This window comes from Corynebacterium sp. H128 (assembly GCF_037482625.1).
In the GTDB taxonomy this organism is placed as follows: domain Bacteria; phylum Actinomycetota; class Actinomycetes; order Mycobacteriales; family Mycobacteriaceae; genus Corynebacterium.
Genome location: NZ_JBBHKW010000017.1, coordinates 1 through 24,065, shown reverse-complemented (window position 1 = coordinate 24,065; position 24,065 = coordinate 1). Strand labels below are relative to the sequence as shown.

General features: G+C 52.7%; 22 protein-coding genes and 1 pseudogene. 14 read left to right on the top strand and 9 right to left on the bottom strand.

What is annotated here, in order from left to right; all coding sequences use genetic code 11:
* Positions 1-134 precede the first annotated feature (134 nt).
* The 8 genes from WG915_RS11375 (at position 135) to WG915_RS11340 (ending at position 6,258) form a co-directional block, all read left to right on the top strand.
* Entirely contained in the window at positions 135-755 is a 621-nt protein-coding gene (locus WG915_RS11375) for a recombinase family protein (protein WP_445227834.1), read from the top strand.
* Between the two features lie 366 nt (positions 756-1,121).
* On the top strand, positions 1,122-1,370 hold the full coding sequence (locus WG915_RS11370) for a type II toxin-antitoxin system Phd/YefM family antitoxin (protein WP_339565501.1): 249 nt from the start codon (positions 1,122-1,124) through the stop codon (positions 1,368-1,370).
* A 783-nt stretch (positions 1,371-2,153) separates the two neighbouring features.
* Positions 2,154-2,354 (top strand): type II toxin-antitoxin system HicB family antitoxin, encoded by a 201-nt coding sequence (locus WG915_RS11365; protein WP_339565500.1) that lies wholly within the window; start codon positions 2,154-2,156, stop codon positions 2,352-2,354.
* A gap of 59 nt (positions 2,355-2,413) precedes the next feature.
* Complete coding sequence (locus tag WG915_RS11360) at positions 2,414-2,629, top strand: type II toxin-antitoxin system HicA family toxin (RefSeq protein WP_339565499.1); 216 nt, start codon at positions 2,414-2,416, stop codon at positions 2,627-2,629.
* 4 nt (positions 2,630-2,633) lie between these two features.
* Positions 2,634-3,035: an antitoxin HicB gene (locus WG915_RS11355; RefSeq protein WP_339565498.1), complete on the top strand. Its 402-nt coding sequence runs from the start codon at positions 2,634-2,636 to the stop codon at positions 3,033-3,035.
* Between the two features lie 468 nt (positions 3,036-3,503).
* Positions 3,504-3,920: a helix-turn-helix domain-containing protein gene (locus tag WG915_RS11350; protein ID WP_339565497.1), complete on the top strand. Its 417-nt coding sequence runs from the start codon at positions 3,504-3,506 to the stop codon at positions 3,918-3,920.
* A 428-nt stretch (positions 3,921-4,348) separates the two neighbouring features.
* Positions 4,349-5,422 (top strand): sensor histidine kinase, encoded by a 1,074-nt coding sequence (locus WG915_RS11345; RefSeq protein WP_339565496.1) that lies wholly within the window; start codon positions 4,349-4,351, stop codon positions 5,420-5,422.
* A 194-nt stretch (positions 5,423-5,616) separates the two neighbouring features.
* Positions 5,617-6,258, top strand: coding sequence for a response regulator transcription factor (locus tag WG915_RS11340; protein ID WP_339565495.1), 642 nt, complete (start codon positions 5,617-5,619; stop codon positions 6,256-6,258).
* A 368-nt stretch (positions 6,259-6,626) separates the two neighbouring features.
* Here the strand turns inward: WG915_RS11340 and WG915_RS11335 are convergent, their stop codons facing one another.
* Positions 6,627-6,944, bottom strand: a complete 318-nt coding sequence (locus WG915_RS11335; RefSeq protein WP_339565494.1) for a hypothetical protein — start codon at positions 6,942-6,944, stop codon at positions 6,627-6,629.
* 33 nt (positions 6,945-6,977) lie between these two features.
* Positions 6,978-7,496 (bottom strand): hypothetical protein, encoded by a 519-nt coding sequence (locus tag WG915_RS11330; protein ID WP_339565493.1) that lies wholly within the window; start codon positions 7,494-7,496, stop codon positions 6,978-6,980.
* 276 nt (positions 7,497-7,772) lie between these two features.
* Here WG915_RS11330 and WG915_RS11325 point away from each other — a divergent pair, with 276 nt between their 5' ends.
* From WG915_RS11325 to WG915_RS11310, 4 genes and pseudogenes are all read left to right on the top strand, one after another.
* Entirely contained in the window at positions 7,773-8,111 is a 339-nt protein-coding gene (locus WG915_RS11325) for a helix-turn-helix domain-containing protein (RefSeq protein WP_339565492.1), read from the top strand.
* Between the two features lie 69 nt (positions 8,112-8,180).
* On the top strand, positions 8,181-8,690 hold the full coding sequence (locus WG915_RS11320; protein ID WP_339565491.1) for a hypothetical protein: 510 nt from the start codon (positions 8,181-8,183) through the stop codon (positions 8,688-8,690).
* Positions 8,691-8,938: 248 nt separating this feature from the next.
* Positions 8,939-10,150 (top strand): annotated as a pseudogene (locus tag WG915_RS11315) (IS110 family transposase).
* Between the two features lie 232 nt (positions 10,151-10,382).
* Positions 10,383-11,972 carry an LGFP repeat-containing protein gene (locus WG915_RS11310; protein ID WP_339565490.1) on the top strand — a complete coding sequence of 530 codons (1,590 nt, stop codon included), beginning with the start codon at positions 10,383-10,385 and terminating at the stop codon, positions 11,970-11,972.
* Positions 11,973-12,841: 869 nt separating this feature from the next.
* On the opposite strand, the gene WG915_RS11305 is transcribed toward WG915_RS11310, so the two are convergent.
* From WG915_RS11305 to WG915_RS11290, 4 genes are all read right to left on the bottom strand, one after another.
* Entirely contained in the window at positions 12,842-14,044 is a 1,203-nt protein-coding gene (locus WG915_RS11305; protein WP_339565489.1) for a replication initiation protein, read from the bottom strand.
* A 496-nt stretch (positions 14,045-14,540) separates the two neighbouring features.
* Positions 14,541-14,792 carry a hypothetical protein gene (locus WG915_RS11300; protein WP_339565488.1) on the bottom strand — a complete coding sequence of 84 codons (252 nt, stop codon included), beginning with the start codon at positions 14,790-14,792 and terminating at the stop codon, positions 14,541-14,543.
* A 2-nt stretch (positions 14,793-14,794) separates the two neighbouring features.
* A complete protein-coding gene (locus WG915_RS11295) occupies positions 14,795-15,406 on the bottom strand; it encodes a ParA family protein (RefSeq protein ID WP_339565487.1) in 612 nt (203 codons plus the stop codon).
* Positions 15,407-15,484: 78 nt separating this feature from the next.
* On the bottom strand, positions 15,485-15,721 hold the full coding sequence (locus tag WG915_RS11290) for a helix-turn-helix domain-containing protein (RefSeq protein WP_339565486.1): 237 nt from the start codon (positions 15,719-15,721) through the stop codon (positions 15,485-15,487).
* Between the two features lie 82 nt (positions 15,722-15,803).
* On the opposite strand from WG915_RS11290, the gene WG915_RS11285 reads away from it, so the two are divergent.
* Positions 15,804-16,445, top strand: coding sequence for a ParA family protein (locus tag WG915_RS11285; protein WP_339565485.1), 642 nt, complete (start codon positions 15,804-15,806; stop codon positions 16,443-16,445).
* A gap of 51 nt (positions 16,446-16,496) precedes the next feature.
* On the opposite strand, the gene mobF is transcribed toward WG915_RS11285, so the two are convergent.
* A complete protein-coding gene (mobF, locus tag WG915_RS11280; RefSeq protein ID WP_339565484.1) occupies positions 16,497-21,176 on the bottom strand; it encodes a MobF family relaxase in 4,680 nt (1,559 codons plus the stop codon).
* 164 nt (positions 21,177-21,340) lie between these two features.
* Here mobF and WG915_RS11275 point away from each other — a divergent pair, with 164 nt between their 5' ends.
* Positions 21,341-21,907, top strand: a complete 567-nt coding sequence (locus WG915_RS11275) for a hypothetical protein (protein ID WP_339565483.1) — start codon at positions 21,341-21,343, stop codon at positions 21,905-21,907.
* A gap of 19 nt (positions 21,908-21,926) precedes the next feature.
* On the opposite strand, the gene WG915_RS11270 is transcribed toward WG915_RS11275, so the two are convergent.
* Both WG915_RS11270 and WG915_RS11265 read right to left on the bottom strand, forming a co-directional pair.
* A complete protein-coding gene (locus WG915_RS11270) occupies positions 21,927-22,856 on the bottom strand; it encodes a nucleotidyl transferase AbiEii/AbiGii toxin family protein (protein ID WP_339565482.1) in 930 nt (309 codons plus the stop codon).
* Positions 22,853-23,764: a type IV toxin-antitoxin system AbiEi family antitoxin domain-containing protein gene (locus WG915_RS11265; RefSeq protein WP_339565481.1), complete on the bottom strand. Its 912-nt coding sequence runs from the start codon at positions 23,762-23,764 to the stop codon at positions 22,853-22,855. Before WG915_RS11265 ends, WG915_RS11270 begins: the two co-directional genes overlap by 4 nt.
* Between the last annotated feature and the right edge of the window lie 301 nt (positions 23,765-24,065).

The window sequence follows — 24,065 nt, the reverse complement described above, 5'->3', positions numbered from 1 at the left end:
CTTAAGATCAACCAACTCGAGACCATCACCGACGATGTCATCGAAGCCGCCGCCAGCATCCTCGTGATCGGAAATTAATGCCCCCGAGCGATCATAAAAAGCCGCCGCAAAGCGATCAAACCCACAGTTAAAACATGAGCAACCGAACACAAGTGTCACCACCCCTAAACCCGGGCGAACACTCCACGGGCATTGCTGGCCAAATCATCGGCTACGCCCGCGTCAGCACCACCGACCAAAACCCCGAACGCCAACACACCCAACTCACAGCCGCCGGAGCAACCCGCATCTACACCGACGCAATCACCGGCAGCACCCGCCACCGACCACAACTAGACGAAGCGTTGCGCTACCTCCGCGACGGCGACCAACTCACCATCACGAGCATGGACAGACTCGCTCGCTCCCTCACCGACCTCAGCGCCATCGTCACCGAACTCACCGAACGCGGCATCACCGTGAAGTTCCTCAAAGAGAACCAAACCTACACCGCAGACGCAGACCCCATCGCCCAACTCATGTTAGGAATCCTCGGCAGCATCGCCCAGTTCGAGCGCTCCCTCATTCGTGAGCGCCAAGCCGAAGGCATCGCCCGCGCCAAAGCACGCGGAGTCTACACCGGACGCGCACCCGCCCTCACCGACGAGCAAGTCACCCAAGCAAAACAGTGGATAGGCGCAGGTGTCCCGAAAGCCGAGGTTGCCCGCAGGCTAGGAATCGGCAGAACCACCCTCTACAAATACCTAGCCACATAGACAGCACCCGCACCGAAAAAGTTCGTGCATTCGGTGGCGCAGGGTTCGTACATTGACTCGCGCGAGGTTCGTACATTCGGTGGCGCAGGGTTCGTGCATTGACTGGCGCAGGGTTCGTACATTGAGTACCGGAAGTTCGTGCATTGACTGGCGCGAGGTTCGTACATTGACTGGCGCAAGTTCGTACATTGACTGGCGCAAGTTCGTACATTGACTGGCGCAAGTTCGTACATTGACTGGCGCAAGTTCGTACATTGACTCGCGCAAGTTCGTACATTGACTCGCGCATGAAAGCCGCAGAGCAGACAACTCACGACCAATAAAGCCAGCACAGAGCACATCATGTACAAGATGTACTCTAGAGGCATGAAAGAAGTGACCTCAAGCCAATTCCGCCAAGAACAAAGCCGACTCTTTGAAGAAGCGCAGCGCGAACCAATTGCCATCATGAGTCGGGGGAGCCGAATGCGAGCCGTCGTCGTCTCACCAGACTTCTTTCAGCGCGCCATGGAAGCCCTTGAAGATCAGGCAGACATTCAAGACGCAGAAGCCGCACGCAACAAGCCAGGGGAAATCTCACACGAAGAACTCAAAAAAGAACTCGGCCTCAACTAACCCCAGCACCACTAGAAGTTCGTACATTGAGTCCCGGAAGTTCGTGCATTCGGTGGCGCGAGGTTCGTGCATTGAGTACCGGAAGTTCGTACATTGAGTCCCGGAAGTTCGTACATTGAGTCCCGGAAGTTCGTACATTGACTATCGCGAGGTTCGTACATTGACTATCGCAGGGTTCGTGCATTGACTATCGCAGGGTTCGTGCATTGACTATCGCAGGGTTCGTGCATTGACTATCGCAGGGTTCGTGCATTGACTATCGCAGGGTTCGTGCATTGACTCGCGCGAGGTTCGTGCATTGACTGGCGCAGGGTTCGTGCATTGACTCCCGGAAGTTCGTGCATTGACTCCCGGAAGTTCGTGCATTGACTCGCGCGAGGTTCGTGCATTGAGTACCGGAAGTTCGTGCATTGACTCGCGCGAGGTTCGTGCATTGACTGGCGCAGGGTTCGTGCATTGAGTACCGGAAGTTCGTGCATTGACTCCCGGAAGTTCGTGCATTGACTCGCGCGAGGTTCGTGCATTGAGTACCGGAAGTTCGTGCATTGACTCGCGCGAGGTTCGTGCATTGACTGGCGCAGGGTTCGTGCATTGAGTACCGGAAGTTCGTGCATTGACTCCCGGAAGTTCGTGCATTGACTCGCGCGAGGTTCGTGCATTGAGTACCGGAAGTTCGTGCATTGACTCGCGCGAGGTTCGTGCATTGACTGGCGCAGGGTTCGTGCATTGAGTACCGGAAGGAAGATGAAACCAGTGTCAGGGAAAGAGGAGATGCGGTCACACATGATGAACACGTACACCGCCACCATCACCAGAGAAGGCCAAAAATGGCTAGCAACAGTCACCAACCTAGACGGAGTAAGCACCTGGGCCGATACTTTTAACGAACTCGATGTACGCGTCCGAGAAGCGATCGCACTAGCCGAAAACCTACCCCAGGGCGCAGAGGACTCCATCACCATCGAATGGGCCACCAACACCTAGCCACAAAACATTACACCCCCCCTTGACACTTGCGTTATAGGGGGGCTATAATATAGGGTATGACTAAGCCGATGAAATACCGCGACCTCACCAAACTGCTCCACAAAGCAGGCTTTTCCAAAACCAGGAAAGGCAAAGGCGACCACGAAGTTTGGGAACACCCCAACCTACCGCGACCGGTCATCATCACGGCCACCCGCGAAGTGTCACCCGGAGTTACCCGCCAAGCACTCAAAGCTATCGACCAAAGCAAAACCAACAACAAAGGAAACTAACACCATGCTCACCACCGGAAATACCTGCACAGTCACCGCCGTCAAATGGGACAACGGCTGGGATCTCTACCTCGACGACGACAACGTCACCAGCGTCACCCACCTCAAAGACGCGCAGCAACAAGTCCGCGACTACCTCGACACAGCCAACCCCAACCACGACCACTCCAACATGACCGTGGACGTGACCGTCAACCTCGACAATGTGCAGGAAGAAATCGAATCCGCCAAAGCAGCTATCGAACACGCAGCGCGCCAGCAAACAGAAGCCGCCCAACACATCCGAAGGGTCGTCAAAACCCTCCAAGACAAGGGCGTATCCTCCGACGACACGGCCACCCTCCTGGGGGTCAGTCGCTCACGGGTCTACCAACTCCGCTCCACCCACCAAAAAGTAGCCATATAGGCATAGGGTCATGTCATATCCCAGAACTGGCAGCACCGATAAACAATGGTCAGCGCGCTAGCGACATTGTTTAGCCATCTCCCTGCCCTGCTAGAGGATGCCCACGTCCTGGGTGATCGATTCTTCTCTACATAACGGTGCCTGCCTGTCATGGAGGGAAAGCTATCAGGTGACTGTGCACGCAGCCGATGAACTGGGAAAACAGTGGGTTAAGGCCGACAGCTAACACCACTGTAGACAGTGCATCGGATCGTATCGTGGGCTAGCGCGGGAACCATAGGTTCCCTTGCTCTCTTTGCCTGTGTTGCGACGCCAGCCCTCCCGCACGTCTACGCCTGGAGCGCATCGAGGACGAGCGGGACGCGGCACGGACGAGTTGGTGGCCACCGACGAACAACGAAAGCCACGACCGAAAAGAGAACAACGAAAAGGTAAAAGGATGGATTGTATCCACTATCTTCTCAGGTCATGGAGCAAAATCACTCAGCGACAAAAGAGCACTGGTGGGAATATTTCTACGCATCAATAGGTAACGACTCGCTAGGTCGCGCAGCAGAGAAAATGGGAATCAGCGCTTCTGTACTAACGCGCTGGAAGACAGGTCAGACCCCCGATGTGCATCACGTTGTAACGTTCGCGCGTGTTTATGGTTTGAGCGTTGCTGAATCCCTTACTATTGCGGGTTTTATCGAACCTGGCGAGTTGAAGAAGAACTTACTTCCATTGTCGGAAGTTCCGCTGGCTAGATTGCTTGATGAAGTAAAGCGCCGGGGTCTTCATCTTGAGGAAGAGTTCGGGCCGATTGGCATCGCTGGCGCACGATGTTCCGATGCGCAGCGGCGAATGGAAAGGATTAAACGACAGGGATGGGGAGGCCTCGTGTGAAAGACGCTATCTTCTTGCACACGAGGCCTCCACTATCCACACTCAAGGAGAGTGTCCGTTTGTTTGTGTGCGGGCGTGGTTTACAAGTGGTCCGCGAATCGGTTGGGGTAGGCCACTGCTAGTTGGTTGATGGCTTGTTTCCACCCTGAGGTTTTCACTCCTTCAATATAGCCGTCACATTGCGGCGGCCGCCGGGTGCACTAAGGTTTTCTACCTGGGAAGTATTCTCAGGCTTCGGCAATAATTACACCCGTAGCTGCACAAGAACGCTAAACCGCTTTGCTTCAACGCTGTTTTCGCCGTAGGGAGAACGAAGTGTTCTTCCACGAAGTACTCCCTTGTGATCTGGGCATGTAGCACATAAGCATGGGCCTACGGAGTAGGTCTTCGTAATAAATCCCGCGCCTAATGACGTTTATGCTATCTGTGTGGTCTTTGACAAAAACCAATCTGTCCGCTTTGCACTTGTGACTGCTCTATGTGTCCTAATGCTCTTTCTGTGGTCTCTAAGTGTATTCGTCGTTTCCCCTACAGAAGCACCAACTAGATTTCTTTATCTGGCTTTGGTTCTTTGTGTTCCGTTCGCTGCCTTTTCTCCTCGTACTGCGACATGGTTCTACCTCTTATTATTTACCTTTACTATTTTTAGCGATCTCAATCCAGGTATCCTTACTCTGACTGCTATAGTCCTGCTGGCGATTCTTGTCGCCCAACATAAGCATGTAACCGGATTCATATTCGCTGCGCTAATTGTTTTACTTGGTTTCTACTCTCCGGAGCATCATCGTTTAGAAGGTGATCCAGAGTCATTCATCGTCTTTACCGCGATGCTCGTATTCGCCTCCGTAATCGGATGGTGGATAGATAGGTCCCGCAGACAACAGCGGAGACGTGAGGAAACAAGTAATCTACGACGACGCGAGCTTGCAGCACTTCTGCACGACACTGTTGCCGCAGACCTTACATCTCTAACGGTACGCCTCGAAGCCCTGGCGATCACCACCCCAGATAAAGCCTCACAGCTACAAACCTGTGCACAACTCGCACGTAAAACGATGGCGGACACCAGAACCCTGCTTCAGGAGCTAAACGAACCAATAGATCAAACAACCAGCCGCCCTGTGCCAGCCCTTAATGAAACACTCCACGAAGTTACCGAACTCCTGCGCTCCCACAATTTTAATGTCCAGACCACTACAGAACTCACATCTTTCCCCAGTCAGGAACACATTAACCGCGCTCTCCATCAGTGCCTACATGAAATAGCCACCAATGCCATCAAATATGCTGCTCCAAGTTCCACCATCTTGTTCACCGCATTCATTGACAACGAACGCATCGAAATAACTATGACCAATGAATATTCCCCAAACCACAACATCAAAAACTCTAGCAAGTTAGGCCTCGAGTCAATCCGTAAAAGACTCGCGGCCATCAACGGAGTCATGACTATCCAACAAACAAGCAAACAGTGGAAGATAGCTCTTGCTATTGAACGGTAAGGTGTATAAGAATAAATTATGAAAAACTTTTTCCCTATCACTCTCGTGCTAATCGTGAGTTCTATATTCCCTCCTATAGCCACTGCCCAATCAACTACGTCGATACAGTCAGCAGCACAACCAACAATTAGTATCTACCAGGTAATCCCTGATTTGCTGGGTTGCAAAAGCGGACACCCCCACCCCTGGTGCAAATGATGCCCAATCGCATCCTTCTCGTTGATGATGACCCCACAGTCCTCGAGGGGTTTCCGATTTATCTATCCACAACGGATGACTTACAAATTGTGGCCACTGCCACTACTGGAAAAATTGCCGCAGAATGGTTAAACACCCATAGCTGCGATCTTGTCTTGTCAGATATACATATGCCTGACATGAATGGAATTGAATTACTTCATTGTGTACAAAGACTCAATTCTCCCCCTTTGTTCGTTGCGATGACCGCCTACGACACTGATGAAACCATGGTCCAAGCTCTTCGTCTCGGCGCTGTGGGTTACATCATCAAAGGCGAGACCCCAAACGCTATTATCTTTTCTCTTCGCGACGCGCTTAATGGAGGAACAAGTATTTCTCCTGACTGTCTCCAGAGATTACTGCCCGATACTCCTTCAACGAATAAATCATTCGAAGAGGTTCGCAAACTCCTTAATCTAACTTCACGGGAGCAAGCAGTCATTACCCTTCTATGCGAAGGGAACACAAACATACAGATTGCCCATAAATTAAACTTTGCAGAAATCACGATCAGAAAAACAATCTCATCACTCTTTGCCAAATATGGCGCATCTAACCGAGTAGAACTAGTCGTCAAGCACCTTTCTTACACATGATTCTAGTAATTGTCCGCTTTATGCATGACCATAGAGTTTCCCTTTAAGAAACCGACTCTTCACGGTTTAGACCACGACGATGCAGTCCCCGTCGTCTGCTGAGCCAGGTATGGTGATGCCAAATTCGGCGGTACCACAAACAACATCATCCGGGATGTTGTCACTAATGTGCACAGTAGGCTTTGGTTTGGGCAGATTAGTGTTTCGCAGATTTCAACCTCACCCCAGCCATCTCCCTACATATTGCGAAGAGTCACTAAACCTATTAAACAAGCCGACACAGGGTTTACTTCTTTATACCTAGAAGAAGTAAACCCTGTGTCGGCAACGCAGAACAAACTATGCCTCGCTAAAAAGAGAACAGATTTTTACAAGACAACGGCGACAATAATCAACATTACGATCACAACTGCTGAAATTGTGGAAAATGAAATTACCTTCGGCCGACTAACAATTACATAGTCGCCAGAGTTATCGACGCTGGTCAGTTTATGAGAAATCCCATAAACAATAGGCAAAAGGATCAATGCCTCTACAATCCACACCCACCAGGGGTAGTTAATTTTATACAGTGCAGCCGCTGACCCGGCAGAGATTAGCACTGCAATTACTACAGCATACAGAAACAACGGAACCTTCAACCCTGCTGGGGTCTTTACAACAGTTCCGCCCGATACTTCACCCATTTCTTAAATGCCTTCCTATCTCCGCACCAATTACTAGCAGCTGGCTGCTGTAATACCAGTGCCTACAGCTGCGCCGCAGGCAAGACCGCCTGCACCACCAGTTGCGGCTCCCAGCGGAGCACAAACCAATGCATCGGCAGCGATGTTAATACCCAAAGATACCCATTTGTTATCGATACAACGTGAGGCGTCTCCGCTCTCGCTGCCCGCGTAGATTACGCCGTCGGTGTACTTTAGGACAAGCCCCTCAGGAAGATCTGATTTGATGCTTGCAACAATTTTTCCCTGTGCGTTATAAGCATTAATGATATTTCCTTCGATCTTGATCTGGTCACCAGCGAGAAGGTGAGGAACAAGAACATTTTCCTCAATGTCGAAAGTGCGGATTCCCTCTTCTGAGGTAAACCAAAAATCAGCTGGTTTATTCTGCTGAGAAGCTACGGAAGGAACTGTTTCAATAGCATAGGCTGGGGCGATTGTAGCCATCACCCCAAAGAGAGCGGTGGCCGCGATACCTAGAGCTGACACCAAATGAGAACCAATAGACTTCAATGGATTACTCCACCTTTCGAACGGGAAGATCTAGATTTCACGATCTTCAAACAAATGAGTGACTAAAGAATAACTGGAAATAGTAGATCTAGATTCGTGTTGGACCAGGAAGTATCTGAACAGATACCCCCGCCTTAAAAGAGACGCAGGCTCATTTCGAGAGCATTTGAGTGAATCCGTTTCACATAAGAGGAAGTGAGCGCCTGGGTGGAATTTGTGCCCCACCCCGGTCGGCCCAAATGATCCGTGGAGCAGTGGGTATTCTCTTGGGACGATATGGCTGCGAATTTCTCTACCAAAGAGCTCAAAACCTCAGTAGACCAACGCAACTTCCGCAATGAGATTAAAAAGGCTATTGCCACCGTCACCGCCTTCTGGCCGGACGCAGGCATTACCGCAGACCTCCAAGGCGTCACCATCCAACGCGGTCAACCCTCTGTCACCATCACGAGCATGGACAGACTCGCCCGCTCCCTCACCGGACGCGCACCCGCCCTCACCACCACCCAGGTCACCCAAGCCCGCGAGTGGGTCAACGACGGCATACCCAAAGCCGAAATCGCACGACGCTTAGGAATCGGCAGAACCACCCTCTACAAATACCTAGCCACATAGGCATAGGGTCATCTCGCCTAACAGTTTGTTCTGCGGACATAATGAAGACTGAAGAGCTACGATAATCAAATGAAACTACGTTCTTTAATTTCCCCCGTTGTGGCAGTGTCCCTTTTCCTCTCATCCTGTGGAAACTACGTAAATATTGACACTTCTGGCTCCACAGCAGTGTCCCTCTCAGAAGATGGCCTACTGAAGATTCATGTAAATACATGTAAATATTCCATTAACCGAGTTGATATTTACGGATCGCGCCGACCAGACATGCCAGCAGCGGAAAAAAATCCAATACTAGCTACTTACGAGACCCCTACACCGCAGCAGGGGATCATGACGCTTCCGACCGCAGACCAAAGCCCTTGGCGGGAGACCGCCCCATTCAACGCCCCCAAAGATGACTTAACCCAGATGACAGTAATTGCATCTCCTGTCAGAGCGTCCCAAAACCCTTTCAGGAAAGAAGCACATATTGGAGAAACATCTTTCACCATTGAACAGTTAAAGTTCCTTTCAACTGGCAATGTGTGGGGCCCAAAGGGGGAAATCTCCCAAAAAGAATTCAACGAGCAGTGCAATTAGAATTGCCCCGTTACCTTGTGGGTATCCCCGATAATGGGGATAGTCGCTGGCCTCAGTATGGCTTATCTGCCCTGTAGTTTTCATGATACGGGGGCGTTGCCGCCGGGAGCCAGGACGTTCGATGACAGCTGATAGGGACACGGCCGGAACTTCTCTCCAGGTCTCTTTGCAGGTGTGGGTTCTCGCAACGAATGTCATGACACCAGCGACTAGAACAAACACATATCCATCGTTTCTAGGAGCTCGCTATGTCGCAGGATTACCCCATCGACATTTTCCTCGGCCTGGATGTCGGCAAATCCGAACACCATGCCTGTGCACTTGACCGAGAAGGAAACAAACTTTTCGATAAGCCCCTTCCGCAACTGGAGTCAGACCTCGCGACGTTGTTTGACGACCTCCAGCAAAACGGACATGTCCTTGTTATCGTTGACCAACCCAACACTATCGGCGCTCTTCCCATCACAGTCGCCCGAGATCGAGGTTGCCAGGTTGGCTACCTGCCAGGGCTCGCTATGCGCAAAGCTGCTGGTCTCTACCCCGGACGTGCGAAAACGGACAAACGGGATGCTTTCATCATCGCCGATACAGCACGAACCATGCCGCACACGTGCGGGCTGTAGACCGCAACAACGAAGTTCTCTCCGCGTTGAAGATGCTGTCGGGCTTCGATGATGACATCGCTCGTGACTGCACACGAACGATCAACCGGCTACGCAGCATCCTGACCCAGATCTACCCGAGTCTTGAAAGAGTAGTCGCTGGCAGCACGCTCACACGCACTCCTGTCCTTGACCTGTTGATCCACTACAAAGAACCGCAAGGGCTCAAACAAGCCGGCTACCGGCATGTCCTTTAACTGGATGCAGAAACACACTCGTAAAGACCCGGTCACGCTGGTAGATGCCATCTTCAGGGCGTTGGAAGAGCAGACCGTCACGGTTCCAGGAATCGATGCAGCTGAACTTGTGATCCCACAGCTAGCGGCAAACATCAATGCCTTGAAAGAGCAGCGAGACATCATCGCAGAGCAGGTAGAAAGCATGCTTAATGAATTCCCTCTTTCCGAGGTCTTGATGAGCATGCCCGGGATCGGCATCAAGACCGCAGCGCAGATCCTACTGGCAGTCGGAGATGGCTCAGACTTTGATAGCGCCGGCCACCTGGCCGCTTACGCAGGAATCGCACCAGTCACCAGAAGATCTGGTTCATCGATCCGAGGGGAATTCCCAGCACGATCAGGCAATAAACGACTGAAAAACGCCTTGTTCTATTCCGCGTTCGCGGCTATCCACAACCACGAACCATCACGCCAGTACTACGAACGTAAACGAGCCGAAGGTAAACGCCATAACGCAGCAGTTATCTGCCTGGCACGACGCCGATGCAACGTCATCTACGCGATGCTGAAAAACAAGGAATTCTTCCGAGAGATCCCACCCCGCCCAGCCGCCGTCTAGCGTCTAAAAAATGAAACCGGCCAACATACGCTGGCCGCCCCCAGGCATGCCAAGACGACTACCCCCATGCCTGTACTCACCCGCGACAATCTAGCACTTGACAAAAACATAGGGACACCCCTTTATTAGGGCAATCTATTTTGTTAGCCATACAGCTAAAACCTGACAGGAAATAATAAACATTGTGCGCATTATTCGCGCACGTCCACCATCTCCTCAAAGGAGCTATCTTGTGAAAAATGCATTAAGGACAGTGGTGACAGTAGCCACAGTTGCCCTGCTTTCAACATTCCCGCTTGCAGCATCTGCTAATGAAAGGATTGTAGCATCAGAAAATGCTGCAGATTATGTGCAAGAATTTCAAGTTGATCCAACTAGATCTCCAGAGGTTGACGGAGTAGGTGGATTCACCCCGGAAGAAGTTGCCGAGAGGCAAGAGCTAGCTAAGAGCATTAATAATCTCGGAGAACCTAAAGAAATAGTTCAACCAGGAGAAATGTACTCCGACAAGGTTTCACTTCCCCCTGAAATAACTAAGGAAGAAGCCGACGTAGTAGAAACGCAAATCGCTCAACAGAAAAACAAAGCCCACACCTTTGCCAATGCCCCTCGATGCAAAACTTTTTGGCCTTCCTCTATTCAGGTGTGTGGCGCAATTCTTGACAAGTACGAACAGATGGGTGGGCCTTCAAGCTTTGTTCTATGGCCTGTCGAGCCAATGAGCGCAAATCCGGACGGAACTGGATATCGAATGAGGTTCCAAAACGGGTTTATCTACTGGCATCCAGAGGCTGGAGCACATTCCGTCCCGACCCACATTGCCGCAAACTGGAAGAACAACGGGTGGGAAGCTGGCTGGTTGGGCTACCCTAAAACTGACGAAGACCCTATTAGCGCAGATGGTCAAGGTCGCCGACAGGAATTCCAAGGTGGATACATCTACAAGTCTCCACGATTCCAAGTTTCTAGCATTAAAGGTAAAATCTACGAGTACTGGCAGGGGCAAAATGCTCACAATGGCTACCTGGGCTACCCCCTAGCTGATGAAGCCACTACCCCAGATGGGCAAGGCAAATTTAGTGCCTTTGAACGAGGATATGTTTACTGGCACCCTTCCGCCGGGGCACACGGCGTAACCTCGCTAATGTTTGAGGCCTGGGCTAAAAAAGGATACGAAGCTGGAAATTTAGGGTACCCAGTTGGCGACCGTTATATCAATAACTCTCAAGAAATTGTTCAGGATTTCCAGAATGGGCAAATCAACCTAACCGCTGAAATGAAAAACGCAGGAGAAACCCAGATTGCTGGGCAGCCAGTTAACAATCTAGTTTTGGCAGCCCTTCAGCGTTATGCAAATTCAATTGGAGCAAACCTAGAGACTCTCTTAGCTACACAACCTGCCTCGGCTATGGCAGCTGCTACAAACGAAAGAGCTGTGACCCTCGGAGGAACCTACGACGGAGGTGTCCCAGTCCCTCCAGGATACGAATACGATCCGAATAGAGGCTCGCTCCATGATTACTGCACCAAGTCTCCAGACCAGTTCCCTTCCCCTGGTAAAAATGCTGATTTTTCTGGCCCCTGTGCCATTCATGACATGTGCTATGCGGATGCAGATAATCTTCATGGTGGCTCTTCATGGGCATTCTCACAATGCAACGTAGACCTCTATAACAATATCCAGACAGTGTGCGCGAACGTCTATGGACCTTATGATCTGAGATACAGCCCATGCATGGATACAGGACTCGTCTATTTCGATGCCGTAACAGTCTTCCACCCAAGCCAATGGCCAGGCTATCATAGCCCATGGGCACAATAACTGACACGAAAATGTTAATTCTCCACATAAGCCTCTATACCTATAGACGTGTCTATGCATAGGATCTAGCACAGCAAAACTCAGCTAACACCATCAAGCACCCACCCCAAGGGTGCTTTTTTATTTGCGCTGGTCAAGCTGCGCTGATTTACCATCACCCCTCAGACACCGTGCGCTGATTTACCATCACGGCGCAAGTTATCCACAGGGTTTAACCAGTGTGTTTATCTATTTGCCCAGGTCGCCTATAAAAGTAGAAACGTAGAAACATATGTCCCAGGGTCAAGACCAGCAGAAAACACCACTGTAGACAGCACATCGGATCGTTTCGAGAGCTAGCGCGGGAACCATAGGTTCCCTTGCTCTCTTTGTCTGTAGTTGCGACGCCAGCCCCACCGGACGAGCAGAAAGCGGTACGGACGCGCTGATGTTCACCGACGAACAACGACACGCTGTCCGATTGCCAAACGCAGCACACGACTAGCACTCGTACGTCGCGCGGGCTACAAATGCCGCGTACCGACGAGAGAGCCACTCCCCAACCAAAGTAGGTTGTGGTTCGTGAACCAACTGTTCACCCTAGCAAGACGCTGTGCATGCACTAGTCCTCGATGCCGCCGGCAACGGTATCGAACATTGCTTGGTTTGAGTATGTTGGGCACTCATCTGTTCTTAACCTGAATGGAAGATGGACACTCGGTTGCTCTAACGGGCAAAGAGCCTTACTACGTCTCCTCGTAGACGCATCAGTAGGCGCCGAGGGAGCAAGAATCTGAGGAAAAGAGACTTGGAAGCACAGCTTTTCTTTCGTCATACGGTTCCCCCGCCTACCGGCAGGGGAACCGTATATTGCTTACGGCCTGACACATTTAATTAGCCTGTTTCCGTCTCCCCCGGGGAAGCATAATCCCCGCTGCTTTCAATGCTCGGTTGACAGTAGCCCTAGACACTCCAAACTCCTGCATTGCCTCCGCTATCGTGGGGTACTTCCCAGTCTGTATAAAGCAGTCGTCAAAGTAGTTCGCTATCTGCCGTGCGTTCACTCGTCTTGAAACAGCGCGCTTTTGATTAGCGATTTGTAGTTTCTGAATTTCTGCTTGTGCATAGGAGCTATCACGATCTTTCCACCGTTCTGCCGCTTTTTTCCCGCCTCGACGCCCCATGGTGGCAAGCGCTTTGCGCTCGCTGGTTGTAGTGCTCCCTGAGGCAGTAGACAGGGTTTTGCTCGTCTGATGGGACTGAGTCGCATAGCCACGAACACGCCGTGCCATAGTTTGGCGGTCACGCATCGGAGGCATCTCATTTGGGCGACCTGCAGACCCCACTGAATGAGCTACTAAGTAGGCATACTCGTAGGCGTCAATAATGGCTGCGTCTGTCATACGCTGACCAGATTGACGCAAACGATGCGCGTTCTTTAGGGCATGGCGGAAGGCAGTTTCGTCACGTGCTGCTCGTCCTTGGCTGACCCAGAGCACCCGCACTCCGTCAATGAGATCAGGGTCGTATTGGTCAAGGGATGATGCCAGTTCGTTTTCAACATCCTTCGCAATGGATTTGAAGGCTTGTGCTTCTTCGCGACGAGTTCGTACTGCGTTAATCAGCTCTCGCCCGCTACTGAACTTTTGCCGAGACTTTTCGTGATGACGTTGTCCAGTCATACTACGCACCTCCTGGATCAGGTCTCCAAGGCGATTTACTCGGTTGTGTTGTCGATACCAGCGGTACGCCGTTGGAGAATCTCCTGTGTAGAACGGGCTTCGACTAAAGCGGTGGGCAAAGTGCGGATCATGATCGAGTAACTCACCTAATGTCCGGCTAGTTGCTGCCAATAGGCTCATTGCCGGCGAGTTCCCACTTTGATTGGCGTACACAGGATCTATGAGCCAAATAGCCTGTGCTTTGCCTGATTGAGGATTGATCCCCACCCATGCTGGGCCGATGTTACGCTCGGTAAGGGAAAGAAAAGTCTGCCGGACATCTTCGTGAAGGTTAATAGGGTGACCGCCAGCTTCACCTGGTTGATCGATATCAACAACTAGAACAGCAGCGTACTGTTTGTTGGTCAGCATGACGTACTCGCATTTTCCAATAGCTTCTGATTTAGTTCGGTACATCCGGGGGGCAATGTGTCCGTCTTGCGTGCGGAAATATGCTTTGGAGAAGTCTCGTCCGATACTTGCGTGTAAAACATCTCGACCAAGGTGCGTTATTAATGATTCTCGATCGAGAGCGCTAGCCGGAGTGTCATCGATTCCGCCACACAACGCACGCTGAAGACGTTGTTCTCCGGGTGAGATTCCGGAAAGTGACGAATCCAATTCAACCCGTTGGTTCGGTATACTCATATCTAGGCTTTCCCCCAGCTGTGAACTGGGTGATAGCGCTTGAGGCTTGCTGCGAACAAGTATCAAGCTGGGCGCCTGCTGTTGTGACAGCAGGCGCTTCTTCCTTTATCAGCCTTCAGAATAACACCGTTGTAGTTTACTTTTAAGCTATCCCACAATCATTAAGTCGTACATGCCTACATGCCCATACGCACATATGGGCATGTAGGCATGGTTTATTTTACTTTTTTCTACTCTTTAACCAGTCAATAGCCCATTCTTCCCAGAGCTGAGACAAACTAGTGTCCTCTTCCAAAGCAGCTAGCTTTGCCTCTTTGAGCATGGCTTTGTCCTTCACGTAGATCCTCAACGTTGCAGCCCGTTCCTCATGCCCTTTAAGAGGGCCCGCCGATCCGCTCTTCGTTTCTGCCCTCTCGTTTTTCTGCGGCTGAGCACTCTTCTTTGCTTTTCCTGCTGCACTCCCAATTGCCATTTCTAAAACGCCTCCTTAAGTTCCTGAGCAAGGTCAATCCATTCCTGAAATGCTTTTCGCGCAATGTTGGGAACTGTAGACCCAGCCCTCCTAGTCGCACTCCGAGTAGGGATGATCGTGTCAGCTAGTGCCGCTCGAGTGTTGACGGAAAGTGTCTCTTGGGCTAAATCAAGTAACCTTTCCCGCTTGTCCACATTCACTAAAACAACTGCAACCGGAATTTCTGTTCCGTCAAAAACATCGAGGGTAGCTTGGGTTCGTTTCATATCAAGCGGGGAGACGCCTGTGGGGATGAGAACCAGATCAGCTACTTTCGATGCAATATCAACAATGCTATTGCTACCTGGCGGAGTATCGATGAGTATGAAGTCGACGTTGCTGTCGTTATAGCGATCCACTGCGGACTGTAGCGTTCGCTCTGTGGGGACAGCTTTCACTTCAAATCCAAAGTCGCCTCCAACATCTTCAGCCCAATCAGTGGCGGACCGTTGTTTGTCGGCGTCGAAAACGATTACTTGATCGCCCAGATGATGAAGTGCTGTCGCCAAAAACATAGATGTCGTAGTTTTTCCTGTGCCACCTTTGGTTTGGATGACCGAGATGATGTTAGCCATGACTACATCATAATAAATTCCGATAGCATGTCCATATAGTCCTGTAGCCATGTAGGCATGTAGGCATGTACTACATGCCTACATGCTCTCCCTCTTCATCCCCTGAACAAGCTGTGAAGCGTCGATGTGCAGGACTGTGGCCAAGGAAAGAATATTCAGCAGCGACAGATTACGCTCTCCCCGCTCCACAGAACCAACATAGGTGCGATGGAGACCAGCTCTATGCGCCAATGTCTCCTGGGAGATTCCCACATTCTCGCGAGCTTGGCGCAGTCGTTCCCCGAATTCCTTTAACAAATTTTTGTCATCATGCACCAATTAACGGTCTGATGATGCAGACTTAGAGTCGACAGACTATAAGTAGCAATTTCTAGCTAAGAGGGGAATCGGTATCGCTGTGATCATCTCGGTCGCCAATATTAAAGGTGGATTTTTTCGTTCAACCACATCAGTCTTGCTTGCCTCCGCGCTAAAAACGCGAGGAGCGAGCGTTGCCGTTGTTGCTGACTCGTCCGAAGATGAAGGCTCTAGCCTCTGGAGTCAAACTGCAGCTTTGAATGGAAAGCCTTTACCATTTGAGGTCTTTTTGATTCAAAATCCAACTTCCACGACTTGGGAAGAAGTGGACACTTTCCCCGCCATCCGACAGCAGATCAAAGAGATTGAAGAAGAACTTGGCGAGAACGGTGTAGTCATCATCGATCCTTGCCACAGTAACCCCGTCATTCTCAGAGAGTTAGATCAAATCGTTGACTTGGCTATCGTTCCATTTGATTTCAGCGCAATGTCTTTACGTCCAACCCTTGTCACGTTGCAAATTATTGGAACGCCAACCCGAATCCTGGTGTGCGGTGTCCAAGACGATGTTGACCGTGATGGGAAACAGTATGCCCCGATCATCAAAAGGTCCGGAGTGCGACAGTTCAAGACAGAAATTCCATATCTAAGAAGATACGCCAAGGCTTACGGAGAGGCGTGGCCAGCAGAAGAAGCGAATCTACCTTTTGACGATCTTGCGGCAGAGATCCTCGAACTCTAAGCACACAGTTCCTAGAACTGGCCATATAGGCATGTGCCTGTATGGCCAGTTCTAGATTTCCATTTCTTTATCGACTTTATGGACTGCTTGCTGATGTGGATGTGCGCGGTGGATTGGTTGTTTGGCTTGGTGGTGTCGCAGGCCGATCTTGGTGTCAATCGCGTCAATACGGGCGCGGATCTGAATCCTGCGCGCACTAGTTGTGCTGGTCTGCTCAGCAGCCAGCACAGACTTCCACTTATCGCGCGATGGTAGCCCCTCAGTCAGACGCGCCCGCTCGTCTCGTAGCGTGGCCACGGCGTTCGTGGCCACGGTCAGATCACGGCGAGCCTGCTGCTTGCGCTGCCACGCAATCCGGTTACTATGCGCCTGCTCCTTCGCCTTCTTCGTCGCAAACATTCCAGTTGGCATCTTCGTAGCCGACTCCGGAACCTCCGGCAATCCGGCGTAGACACGCTGCGTGGCCACCACACGGTTCTCGGCGGTCACGATAGCCTGGTCAAGCTCTGCTTCCCGCTTCATGGCGTCGCGTATCTTGCGGCGCAGATCGCTCTCGCCTGCGGTTGCGTCCACGCTGAACTTCTCAAGCTCGCCCAGTTCGGCCATGAGCTTGCGGCGCTCGGCAAGCAAGGCCGCGTCTGGATCATCGTTCGTGGCCACGGGGCGGGCTGCGTCCACGGCCACGGTTTCCACGTGGGAAAGCTGGTCGGCAAGACGGCGCTGGATTGTGGCCACGGCTTCTGCCGGGTTATCTCCATCCAGCAGTGCCCGCACCACATCTTCCGGCCTGGAGATGCCGTTCTTGGCCTTAACAAGCGCGCGCTCCGCGTCCTCGGGTGTCGTGGTGGCCACGGCAACAGCAAAGCGTGCGTCGCCTGCGCCGATCTGGGCAACCATGTCCGCATCTGGCCCTGGGTTGTCCTGGCGACGTTCCTGCTCCTTGGCAATGACCGACAGTGCCCGCTCGATCTGCTCTAGCTCGGCGTTCGTGGCCGTGAGCTTGGCAGTAAAACCGCGTTGCGCGGTGTGCTCGACAGCGGCGAGTTCACCGATGTCCTCGCGCACCTTGGCTGCGTCCACCCTGATCTGCGCCCACTGGGTTGCCGGTGGCAAACCCTGCTCCAAGTGACGTACTTCCGCCATGAGCCGCTCGTGCTGCGTTCCAGTGGCCGTCAGTGCGCTCTTACGTCGTTTCAGCACAGTGGAAATAGCAGCATCGGTGGCCAGCAAGCCTGCGTGGGAACGCTCTAGGCGTTCGTGGCCACGACCCATCCGCATATCCTCAGCAGCGCTGCGCCACACACCCTGGGCAAGCGTCAGCGCGTCCCGACGAGCGACAAGCACTGCCGCATTATCAGCCAAAGTTTCATCTGCAAGTGTCTGTGCCCGCTGTGGAGTCAAGGCGTGGCCAAGCTGCGCACCTCGTACCTGTGCCGTGGCGCGTTGGTCGAGCAGCTCCACGCGAGCGGTGCGTGCCCAATCCAGCAGCTCGGCATCAACTCCACCTGTGGCCGGTGGCAACGTGGCGATAGCCTGCTGCTGGACTGGTGTCGTGGAGTCCTCAAACGCGGCAATCCAGCTCCAGGCGTTACGCCAGTTATGTTCTTGCAGGTCAGAGTAGGAACAATCGTGGCCGGCCAAACGGTGACGCACGGCGTTTTCCACGCGGTAGCGCATGGCTTCGTTGCCCAAGATTTCCTCGGCCACATGCGGGGCAATCTCGTGCAGCAACCCGGATGTGTACTGGTAGACCAGCATGTCGTGCACGTGCTGGTACTGGCCCATGAGGGCATCTGCCCCGTCTGGTTCGGCCATGATGGAGTCAATGGCAGAGACGTTATCGGTGGTGCGTGCCATCATCTGCGCCCACGCATCCTCAATGGTGGCTGTAGTGTCCTGATCGTGCTCGGCTTCTGGGTCAATGCGCTGCTCGGTGACAATCCAGGCGTGGTTGTTCTTCTTACCACGGGTCAGACCCACGTAAGCCAGTTCACGAGAGGTATTGGAATTGGCCAGCAAGTGACCGGTATCAACGGTCATGCCCTGTGCGCGGTGCACAGTGGCCGCATACCCTAGCTCGACATGGCGAGAGACGTACTCGGCAGACAATTCAGCACGGCCACCGGTATCAAGGTGACGCGCACGAACAGTGCCGTCCTCATTGACTTGTTCAACAGTCCAGAGGTCGCCGTTAAAGATACGCCTGCCGTGATCTGCGCCGCCGATCATTCGTGCATCTGCGGAGTTCTTGCGAGTGACGATCCGATCTCCAACGAGCAGACGAGAATCATCCGATGCCGTCACGCTAGGCGATTGCTCGGAAAGCTCGCCCCGCTCGATACGTGCGCGTTGCGCCGACTGGTTCAGGGCGAACACGTCACGGCGCGTGGTTCCCATCATCAGCGACGTCAAACCCTGCTCAGTATCAGCCAGCCATGCGGCGAGAATATCGGCCTGCAACCCCTCGGCAGTACCGGAGTGCAGGCGGTCGTTGGCCTGGTAGAAATCAATGCTATCGGCTGCGCCCTCGCGGATTTTCAGGGTTGCTTCTGCTTCGCCCTCGGTCTTAAAACGCACCACAGTATCCATCGTTGGTGCGTCCAGATCGCGGGTGATGGTGGCCAACATGCCACCCGTATCAACGGCAGAAAGCTGCGCTGGGTCACCGATCAAACGCACCACAGCACCGGAGCGTTGGGCAATCTCATTGAGCCTAAAGAGGTCTTGAGTCGATGCCATACCAGCTTCGTCAACGATGATAAGAGTGCCAACACCAATGCCGGTATCAACTCCATGCTTGTCACATTCCAAGATGTGCGCGATGGTCTTGCCCTCGATGCCAAGGTCATTGCCAAGCACCTGTGCGGCCTTTGCTGACGGCCCCAAAGCAACGACATTATGGCCTGCGTTCTGCCATGCAAGGGAGACGGCTTTCATCGCCGTGGTCTTGCCTGCACCTGCCGGGCCAACGACAGCGGACAGCTGCGTTCCCGTGGCCAAGAGGAATCGTGCGGACTCCCGCTGGCCGTCGTTCATGGTAAATCCCTCGGCCTGTTCCACGTCCTCAATAGCGGCATTAATCGCCGCGTTGGTGAGCGTGAACGGGGTCAAGGTGTGGGCTGCATCGAGCAGCTTCTGCTCCCGGTAGAGCGTCTCCTTTGTGGTGTACACAGTCGAACGAGACTGATAGAAAAGTGCCTCCTGCGCGTGCGCTGGCAGGTGCGCAACGTTCAAGCCTTCACCGGTGTCAATGGCCACACACGCGCTCGCCTTAACCGCTTCAACGGTTTGCTCAATGGCTGCGTTCTGCGCGCCCACAGAGTCAAAGGTGTAGCGCATAACCGCTTCTGTAGCGGCATTGTAAAGCTGGTTGGCATTGAAAGCACTGCGCCTGCGTTGCAACGTCTCTAGAGTCTCCAAGCGTGCAGATTCGGCATGAAAAGGAACCTCGGCGCGTTCACTAACGTTCGTCGCGGAGGTCAGAATCTGGGACAGAACATGCTCACTTCCCAGTGTCTCCAGCGCTCGGTCACGCCACTGCGAGCGCATGTCGGTAAGCGACTGCGGCGCTTGCTTATCCCCTCGGGTTTCCAGGTTCGCTTGCTCGGCAAGCTTGATCTGAACCTTCACCGATGGCTCCCGCTTGTGCTTGTCACGGTACGCATCAATGAGCTGGTTCATCCGTGCTTCGATCTCATTTCGGCGCGAAAACTCCCGCAGAATCGAGTCAGGAACAGCCGCCAGCTCGTACACACTGGACTTGCCAGCGCCGCGTGAATCCTCACGGAAACTCAGGCCAAGTCGTTCCAGTTTGGTCTTGATCGTGCGGTTGTAGAGCTGGCTACCGGAGACATTGATCTGGAAAATTGCGCGCCCATCAAGTGCTCTCCACTTGTCATCATCAGGACAGTAAACCTTGTTGGACACAGCGCAGTGTGTGTGCAGGTTGGGGTCTCCTGCGCGGTTGTCATAGTGATCGAACCGGGCAATCGCCAGCCCCTCGGCGCGGACTTGAATCGTCCCGTTGTAGCCCTTTCGGGAGAAGCTCACTTGCTCTTCAATCCACTCCAACGTCTCAGAGACGGCTTCTCGGTGAGCGCTTTCGATCTTCTTCTGCCATGACTCGTCAGCGATTCCCCACAGGGCGGTGACGGACTTGACCGGGGTAAAAACCATGTCGAATCCGGCGACTGGTTTGCCCTGGGACTTCTCCAGTTTGCCGATGTAGCGCATGATCTGGCGGTCTGTTGGGTCGGGATTATCCGGGAACAGCTTCGGCCAGCTCTTGCGTCCGACCTCTAGTTTGATGGTGCGGATTTGCTCGTTAGTCAGCGGCTTACCGCTGGTGTATCGCATCGTGAAAATGCGCGAGTTGATGCGCTTCAAAAGCGGATTGCCGTCGCTTGATGAATCGAGAAAGCGACGGCCAAGACACACTGAGCCAAGGGCTTGGCGCGCAGTTTTACCGCTCTTGATTTCCGCTGCGATGCGCTCGTCAGCGTCGGGACGAATGCCCTCACCCCACAGCGCAAGCATGTGTTCTTCGGTGACTTCGCCGCTCATTCCGAGCACCTTGGCACCCTTGCCGAACCATTGGCCCGGTGGGGTTCCGGTTTGGTTTTGGTACGCTGCCCAGTCCTGGCCTGGCACGCGAGGGCGGTCTTGTGTCGCCACGGAATCGGTGAGATAGGTGTAGCCAGTGCCCGCATACAGTCGGTGCAGGGTCATCATTTTGGCTCACCTCCGGGCGTTCGTTAGCGCATGGTTTATGGCCACTATACAGGCACTTCCGGGAAAATACCCGTTTAATGCATGAGGTGTGTGCCTTCTATAGGCTGGTCGCTGCGGTTACTATCTGGATTAGCGGAACCTTTTCGAAGAACTAGGAGAAAACGATGATCTTCAAGACCGACCTCCAGCAAGCAATGACCGCAGCCGGGGAGAATCCAACACCCGAGGAACTGGACAACCAGTACGAGCAACTCCAGAGCGCGTGGGAGAACCTACGCAACCAGTACTCGGAGCGAGCCAAGCATGGCTACAAGAACCAACACGGAGTGTGGCCGGACGGAATGACCGTCTTGCAGATTCTCAACCAAGCCGACCAACTGGCGTGGGATCAGATACAGCAGGACTGGATACAGCCCTACACCGAACAGGCAGCGGAACTAGCGGCGGAGCTGGAGGACGATCGGACACCGCACCAGAAGGTGATCGACAATCCGGAAACCTGGCCGACCGCGTGGCCGGAGATGTACCCATCGGACGAAGCACTGACAATCAGCGTCGAGCTGTGGCCGAACCCGACACAGCCATACCGGGGAGCGGTAGCCGCATCCCTGATCCAGCTCAAGATGGAACTAGGCCAGCCGTACCCGATCAGCCCGGAGGATACGAAGCTGATCCAGGAGTTCGAGCAGCAGATGGATCAAGCAGTGATCAGGGTGCCGAAAAATCGCTAAGCTACACCACACAGCTCGCTTAATTTACCCAGCTCAATTGTTCATGCTTCCAAGTTCCTTGAGTCCGCTCACCTTTTAAGACCTCATTTAGGCATGAACCGGCATAATCTAAAGAACTCTGCAATGACTGAAGCTCTCTCGGTAGCCCCGCATATTGAGTTGCGTTGATTGGATATTTTTCTTCCCATACAGGGCCAGGTGACGTAATTCTCGCCGGCCAGTCCATGCGTCTGCGCGCTACTTCGTGATGTAGTACTTCTAGGAATTTCTCTGCTGAGAAATTTTGAGTACGAATGATCTGAATAATATCGGCTAGATCATGGAACCGCATACTCACACCATTACGGTGTGGTTCGAACATGGCACAAATCTTGTCCGCAAGATGCGCTTCAATGGCGGTGACCAAAACAGTGAAAGAACTGCACTTGCTTTCTCCTAGCAGTTCGTTAAGAAGAGGATCAACATAAACCTTCTCCAGTGGAATTTGAGTGTGACGTCTAAGCGAAACATCTATGTTGATGGTGTGGAAACGCTTTGCACCAAGGCGAACTTCAACTTTCACTTCTGCAGTAGGCGTTGCATAACCATCATCAACTACTGACTTCTGTCCAACAGAACTTACTTTGAATACAAAGCCGTCATCGCCCGAAAGTTGCGCAATTCGTTCAAATTCTTGGCGGATTTCACTAATGTCATTCCACGCGCGGGATCGAGCTAAATCGATATCCCGTGTGAACCGTCCATCACCGTTGCGCATCAGCAAGGCTGTGCCACCTTTAAGAACCCACTCAGAAGGGGAGGAAAATACCCGTTTAAGAAAACACTGGAAAACAAGCTGAGATCGGAGGCTATCCCTGCTCCTACCCGTTTCTTTTGAAAGGTTCCCGATACGCGTGTTCAGGCTCCTTTGAAGATTACGTGCTTGAACAGGGCTCAAAGTCTGATTCATGTTTCCTTCTCTCGGGTATTTTTCTCCTCCGCGAGATTCTGCTCGCTCATTGCCGCAGTAGAAAGCCCACGCGTCAACTCCCTCATCTGCTCGCTCATTGCCGCAGTAGAAAGCCCACGCGTCAACTCCCTCATCTGCTCGCTCATTGCCGCAGTAGAAAGCCCACGCGTCAACTCCCTCATCTGCTCGCTCGCAAAATCAGATGAAGAATTCGTTCTTCTAATTAAATCGCTGACGTAACGGTCGAAGCGTTCCTCGCTATCTTCCTCAGCTTCAGCCTCCTCCTGGCATGCTTGTATCAATTTCTGTCCGGAGGAGACCCCATACGTTGATGCCGATTTATCTAGCTTATCTGCGAGCACACTTAGCCTTACACCTTCTTTTCGTAAACCATCCACCACTATCATCGCCAAATAGTCAAATTCGATAGCCTTCTCTGCTAAATCGCATATAGTTCGCTCCACTGAGGTAACAGGCAAACCATCAACATTATCTATCTCACCCGGCATCAACTCACGATTGATATGGATATGAATATCCTTTTGAGCCGACTGCTTTCTCTTCTTTGAAGAAAACGAATACTTATTTGGAATCAAATTCCCTATTTGATGAATCAAGGATGCCGATTCGTGAGAGACACTGACAATATGGGGGGAGTCCCACCTTTCAGAGGGAAGGACACCAGGATCGAGCGATACCCAGGCAATTTGAATATCCATTAGGGGACCATATTGCGCTGACGGCAACAGATAGATTCCCCGTCGCACCCGTTCTAACATTCCCGATTCCGTCAAGCGGCTGAGCTGCAGACGAGTAACACCCTCTCGCTGCGCTTGCGCAGCAGTGATAATCCCCCACTGCTCAGAGGCGACTGCCTCCAGCAAGCCCAAAACTTCTATCGACTTCATTTGTATCACTCCTTTACTTCACTTGTATCACACTGGACGATACAAGTGAAGTAAAGGAGTGATACAAATGAAGTGCCCCACGGTCACCGGCGATCTCAAATCTATGAGATACTTGAAGACGACGACTGTCGAGGACGATAGTGGCCGTGCGTCACGGAGTTTCAGATCGTACTCACGGATAGTAAGGATCAATCAACCTGGTGGGGGGGGGGGGGGGGGGGGGGGGGGGGGGGGGGGGGGGGGGGGGGGGGGGGGGGGGGGGTGGGGGGGGGGGGGGGGGGGGGGGGGGGGGGGGGGGGGG

What these genes read in the sequence shown, in the direction of transcription:
- WG915_RS11360 (WP_339565499.1), top strand. Translation starts at nt 2,414, where the DNA reads ATGACTAAGCCGATGAAATACCGCGACCTCACCAAACTGCTCCACAAA.
- WG915_RS11300 (WP_339565488.1), bottom strand. Translation starts at nt 14,792, where the DNA reads ATGGCAATTGGGAGTGCAGCAGGAAAAGCAAAGAAGAGTGCTCAGCCG.
- WG915_RS11320 (WP_339565491.1), top strand. Translation starts at nt 8,181, where the DNA reads ATGAAACTACGTTCTTTAATTTCCCCCGTTGTGGCAGTGTCCCTTTTC.
- WG915_RS11340 (WP_339565495.1), top strand. Translation starts at nt 5,617, where the DNA reads ATGATGCCCAATCGCATCCTTCTCGTTGATGATGACCCCACAGTCCTC.
- WG915_RS11275 (WP_339565483.1), top strand. Translation starts at nt 21,341, where the DNA reads ATGATCTTCAAGACCGACCTCCAGCAAGCAATGACCGCAGCCGGGGAG.
- WG915_RS11270 (WP_339565482.1), bottom strand. Translation starts at nt 22,856, where the DNA reads ATGAATCAGACTTTGAGCCCTGTTCAAGCACGTAATCTTCAAAGGAGC.
- WG915_RS11375 (WP_445227834.1), top strand. Translation starts at nt 135, where the DNA reads ATGAGCAACCGAACACAAGTGTCACCACCCCTAAACCCGGGCGAACAC.
- mobF (WP_339565484.1), bottom strand. Translation starts at nt 21,176, where the DNA reads ATGATGACCCTGCACCGACTGTATGCGGGCACTGGCTACACCTATCTC.
- WG915_RS11365 (WP_339565500.1), top strand. Translation starts at nt 2,154, where the DNA reads ATGATGAACACGTACACCGCCACCATCACCAGAGAAGGCCAAAAATGG.
- WG915_RS11355 (WP_339565498.1), top strand. Translation starts at nt 2,634, where the DNA reads ATGCTCACCACCGGAAATACCTGCACAGTCACCGCCGTCAAATGGGAC.
- WG915_RS11295 (WP_339565487.1), bottom strand. Translation starts at nt 15,406, where the DNA reads ATGGCTAACATCATCTCGGTCATCCAAACCAAAGGTGGCACAGGAAAA.
- WG915_RS11265 (WP_339565481.1), bottom strand. Translation starts at nt 23,764, where the DNA reads ATGAAGTCGATAGAAGTTTTGGGCTTGCTGGAGGCAGTCGCCTCTGAG.
- WG915_RS11335 (WP_339565494.1), bottom strand. Translation starts at nt 6,944, where the DNA reads ATGGGTGAAGTATCGGGCGGAACTGTTGTAAAGACCCCAGCAGGGTTG.
- WG915_RS11370 (WP_339565501.1), top strand. Translation starts at nt 1,122, where the DNA reads ATGAAAGAAGTGACCTCAAGCCAATTCCGCCAAGAACAAAGCCGACTC.
- WG915_RS11305 (WP_339565489.1), bottom strand. Translation starts at nt 14,044, where the DNA reads ATGCTGACCAACAAACAGTACGCTGCTGTTCTAGTTGTTGATATCGAT.
- WG915_RS11350 (WP_339565497.1), top strand. Translation starts at nt 3,504, where the DNA reads ATGGAGCAAAATCACTCAGCGACAAAAGAGCACTGGTGGGAATATTTC.
- WG915_RS11325 (WP_339565492.1), top strand. Translation starts at nt 7,773, where the DNA reads ATGGCTGCGAATTTCTCTACCAAAGAGCTCAAAACCTCAGTAGACCAA.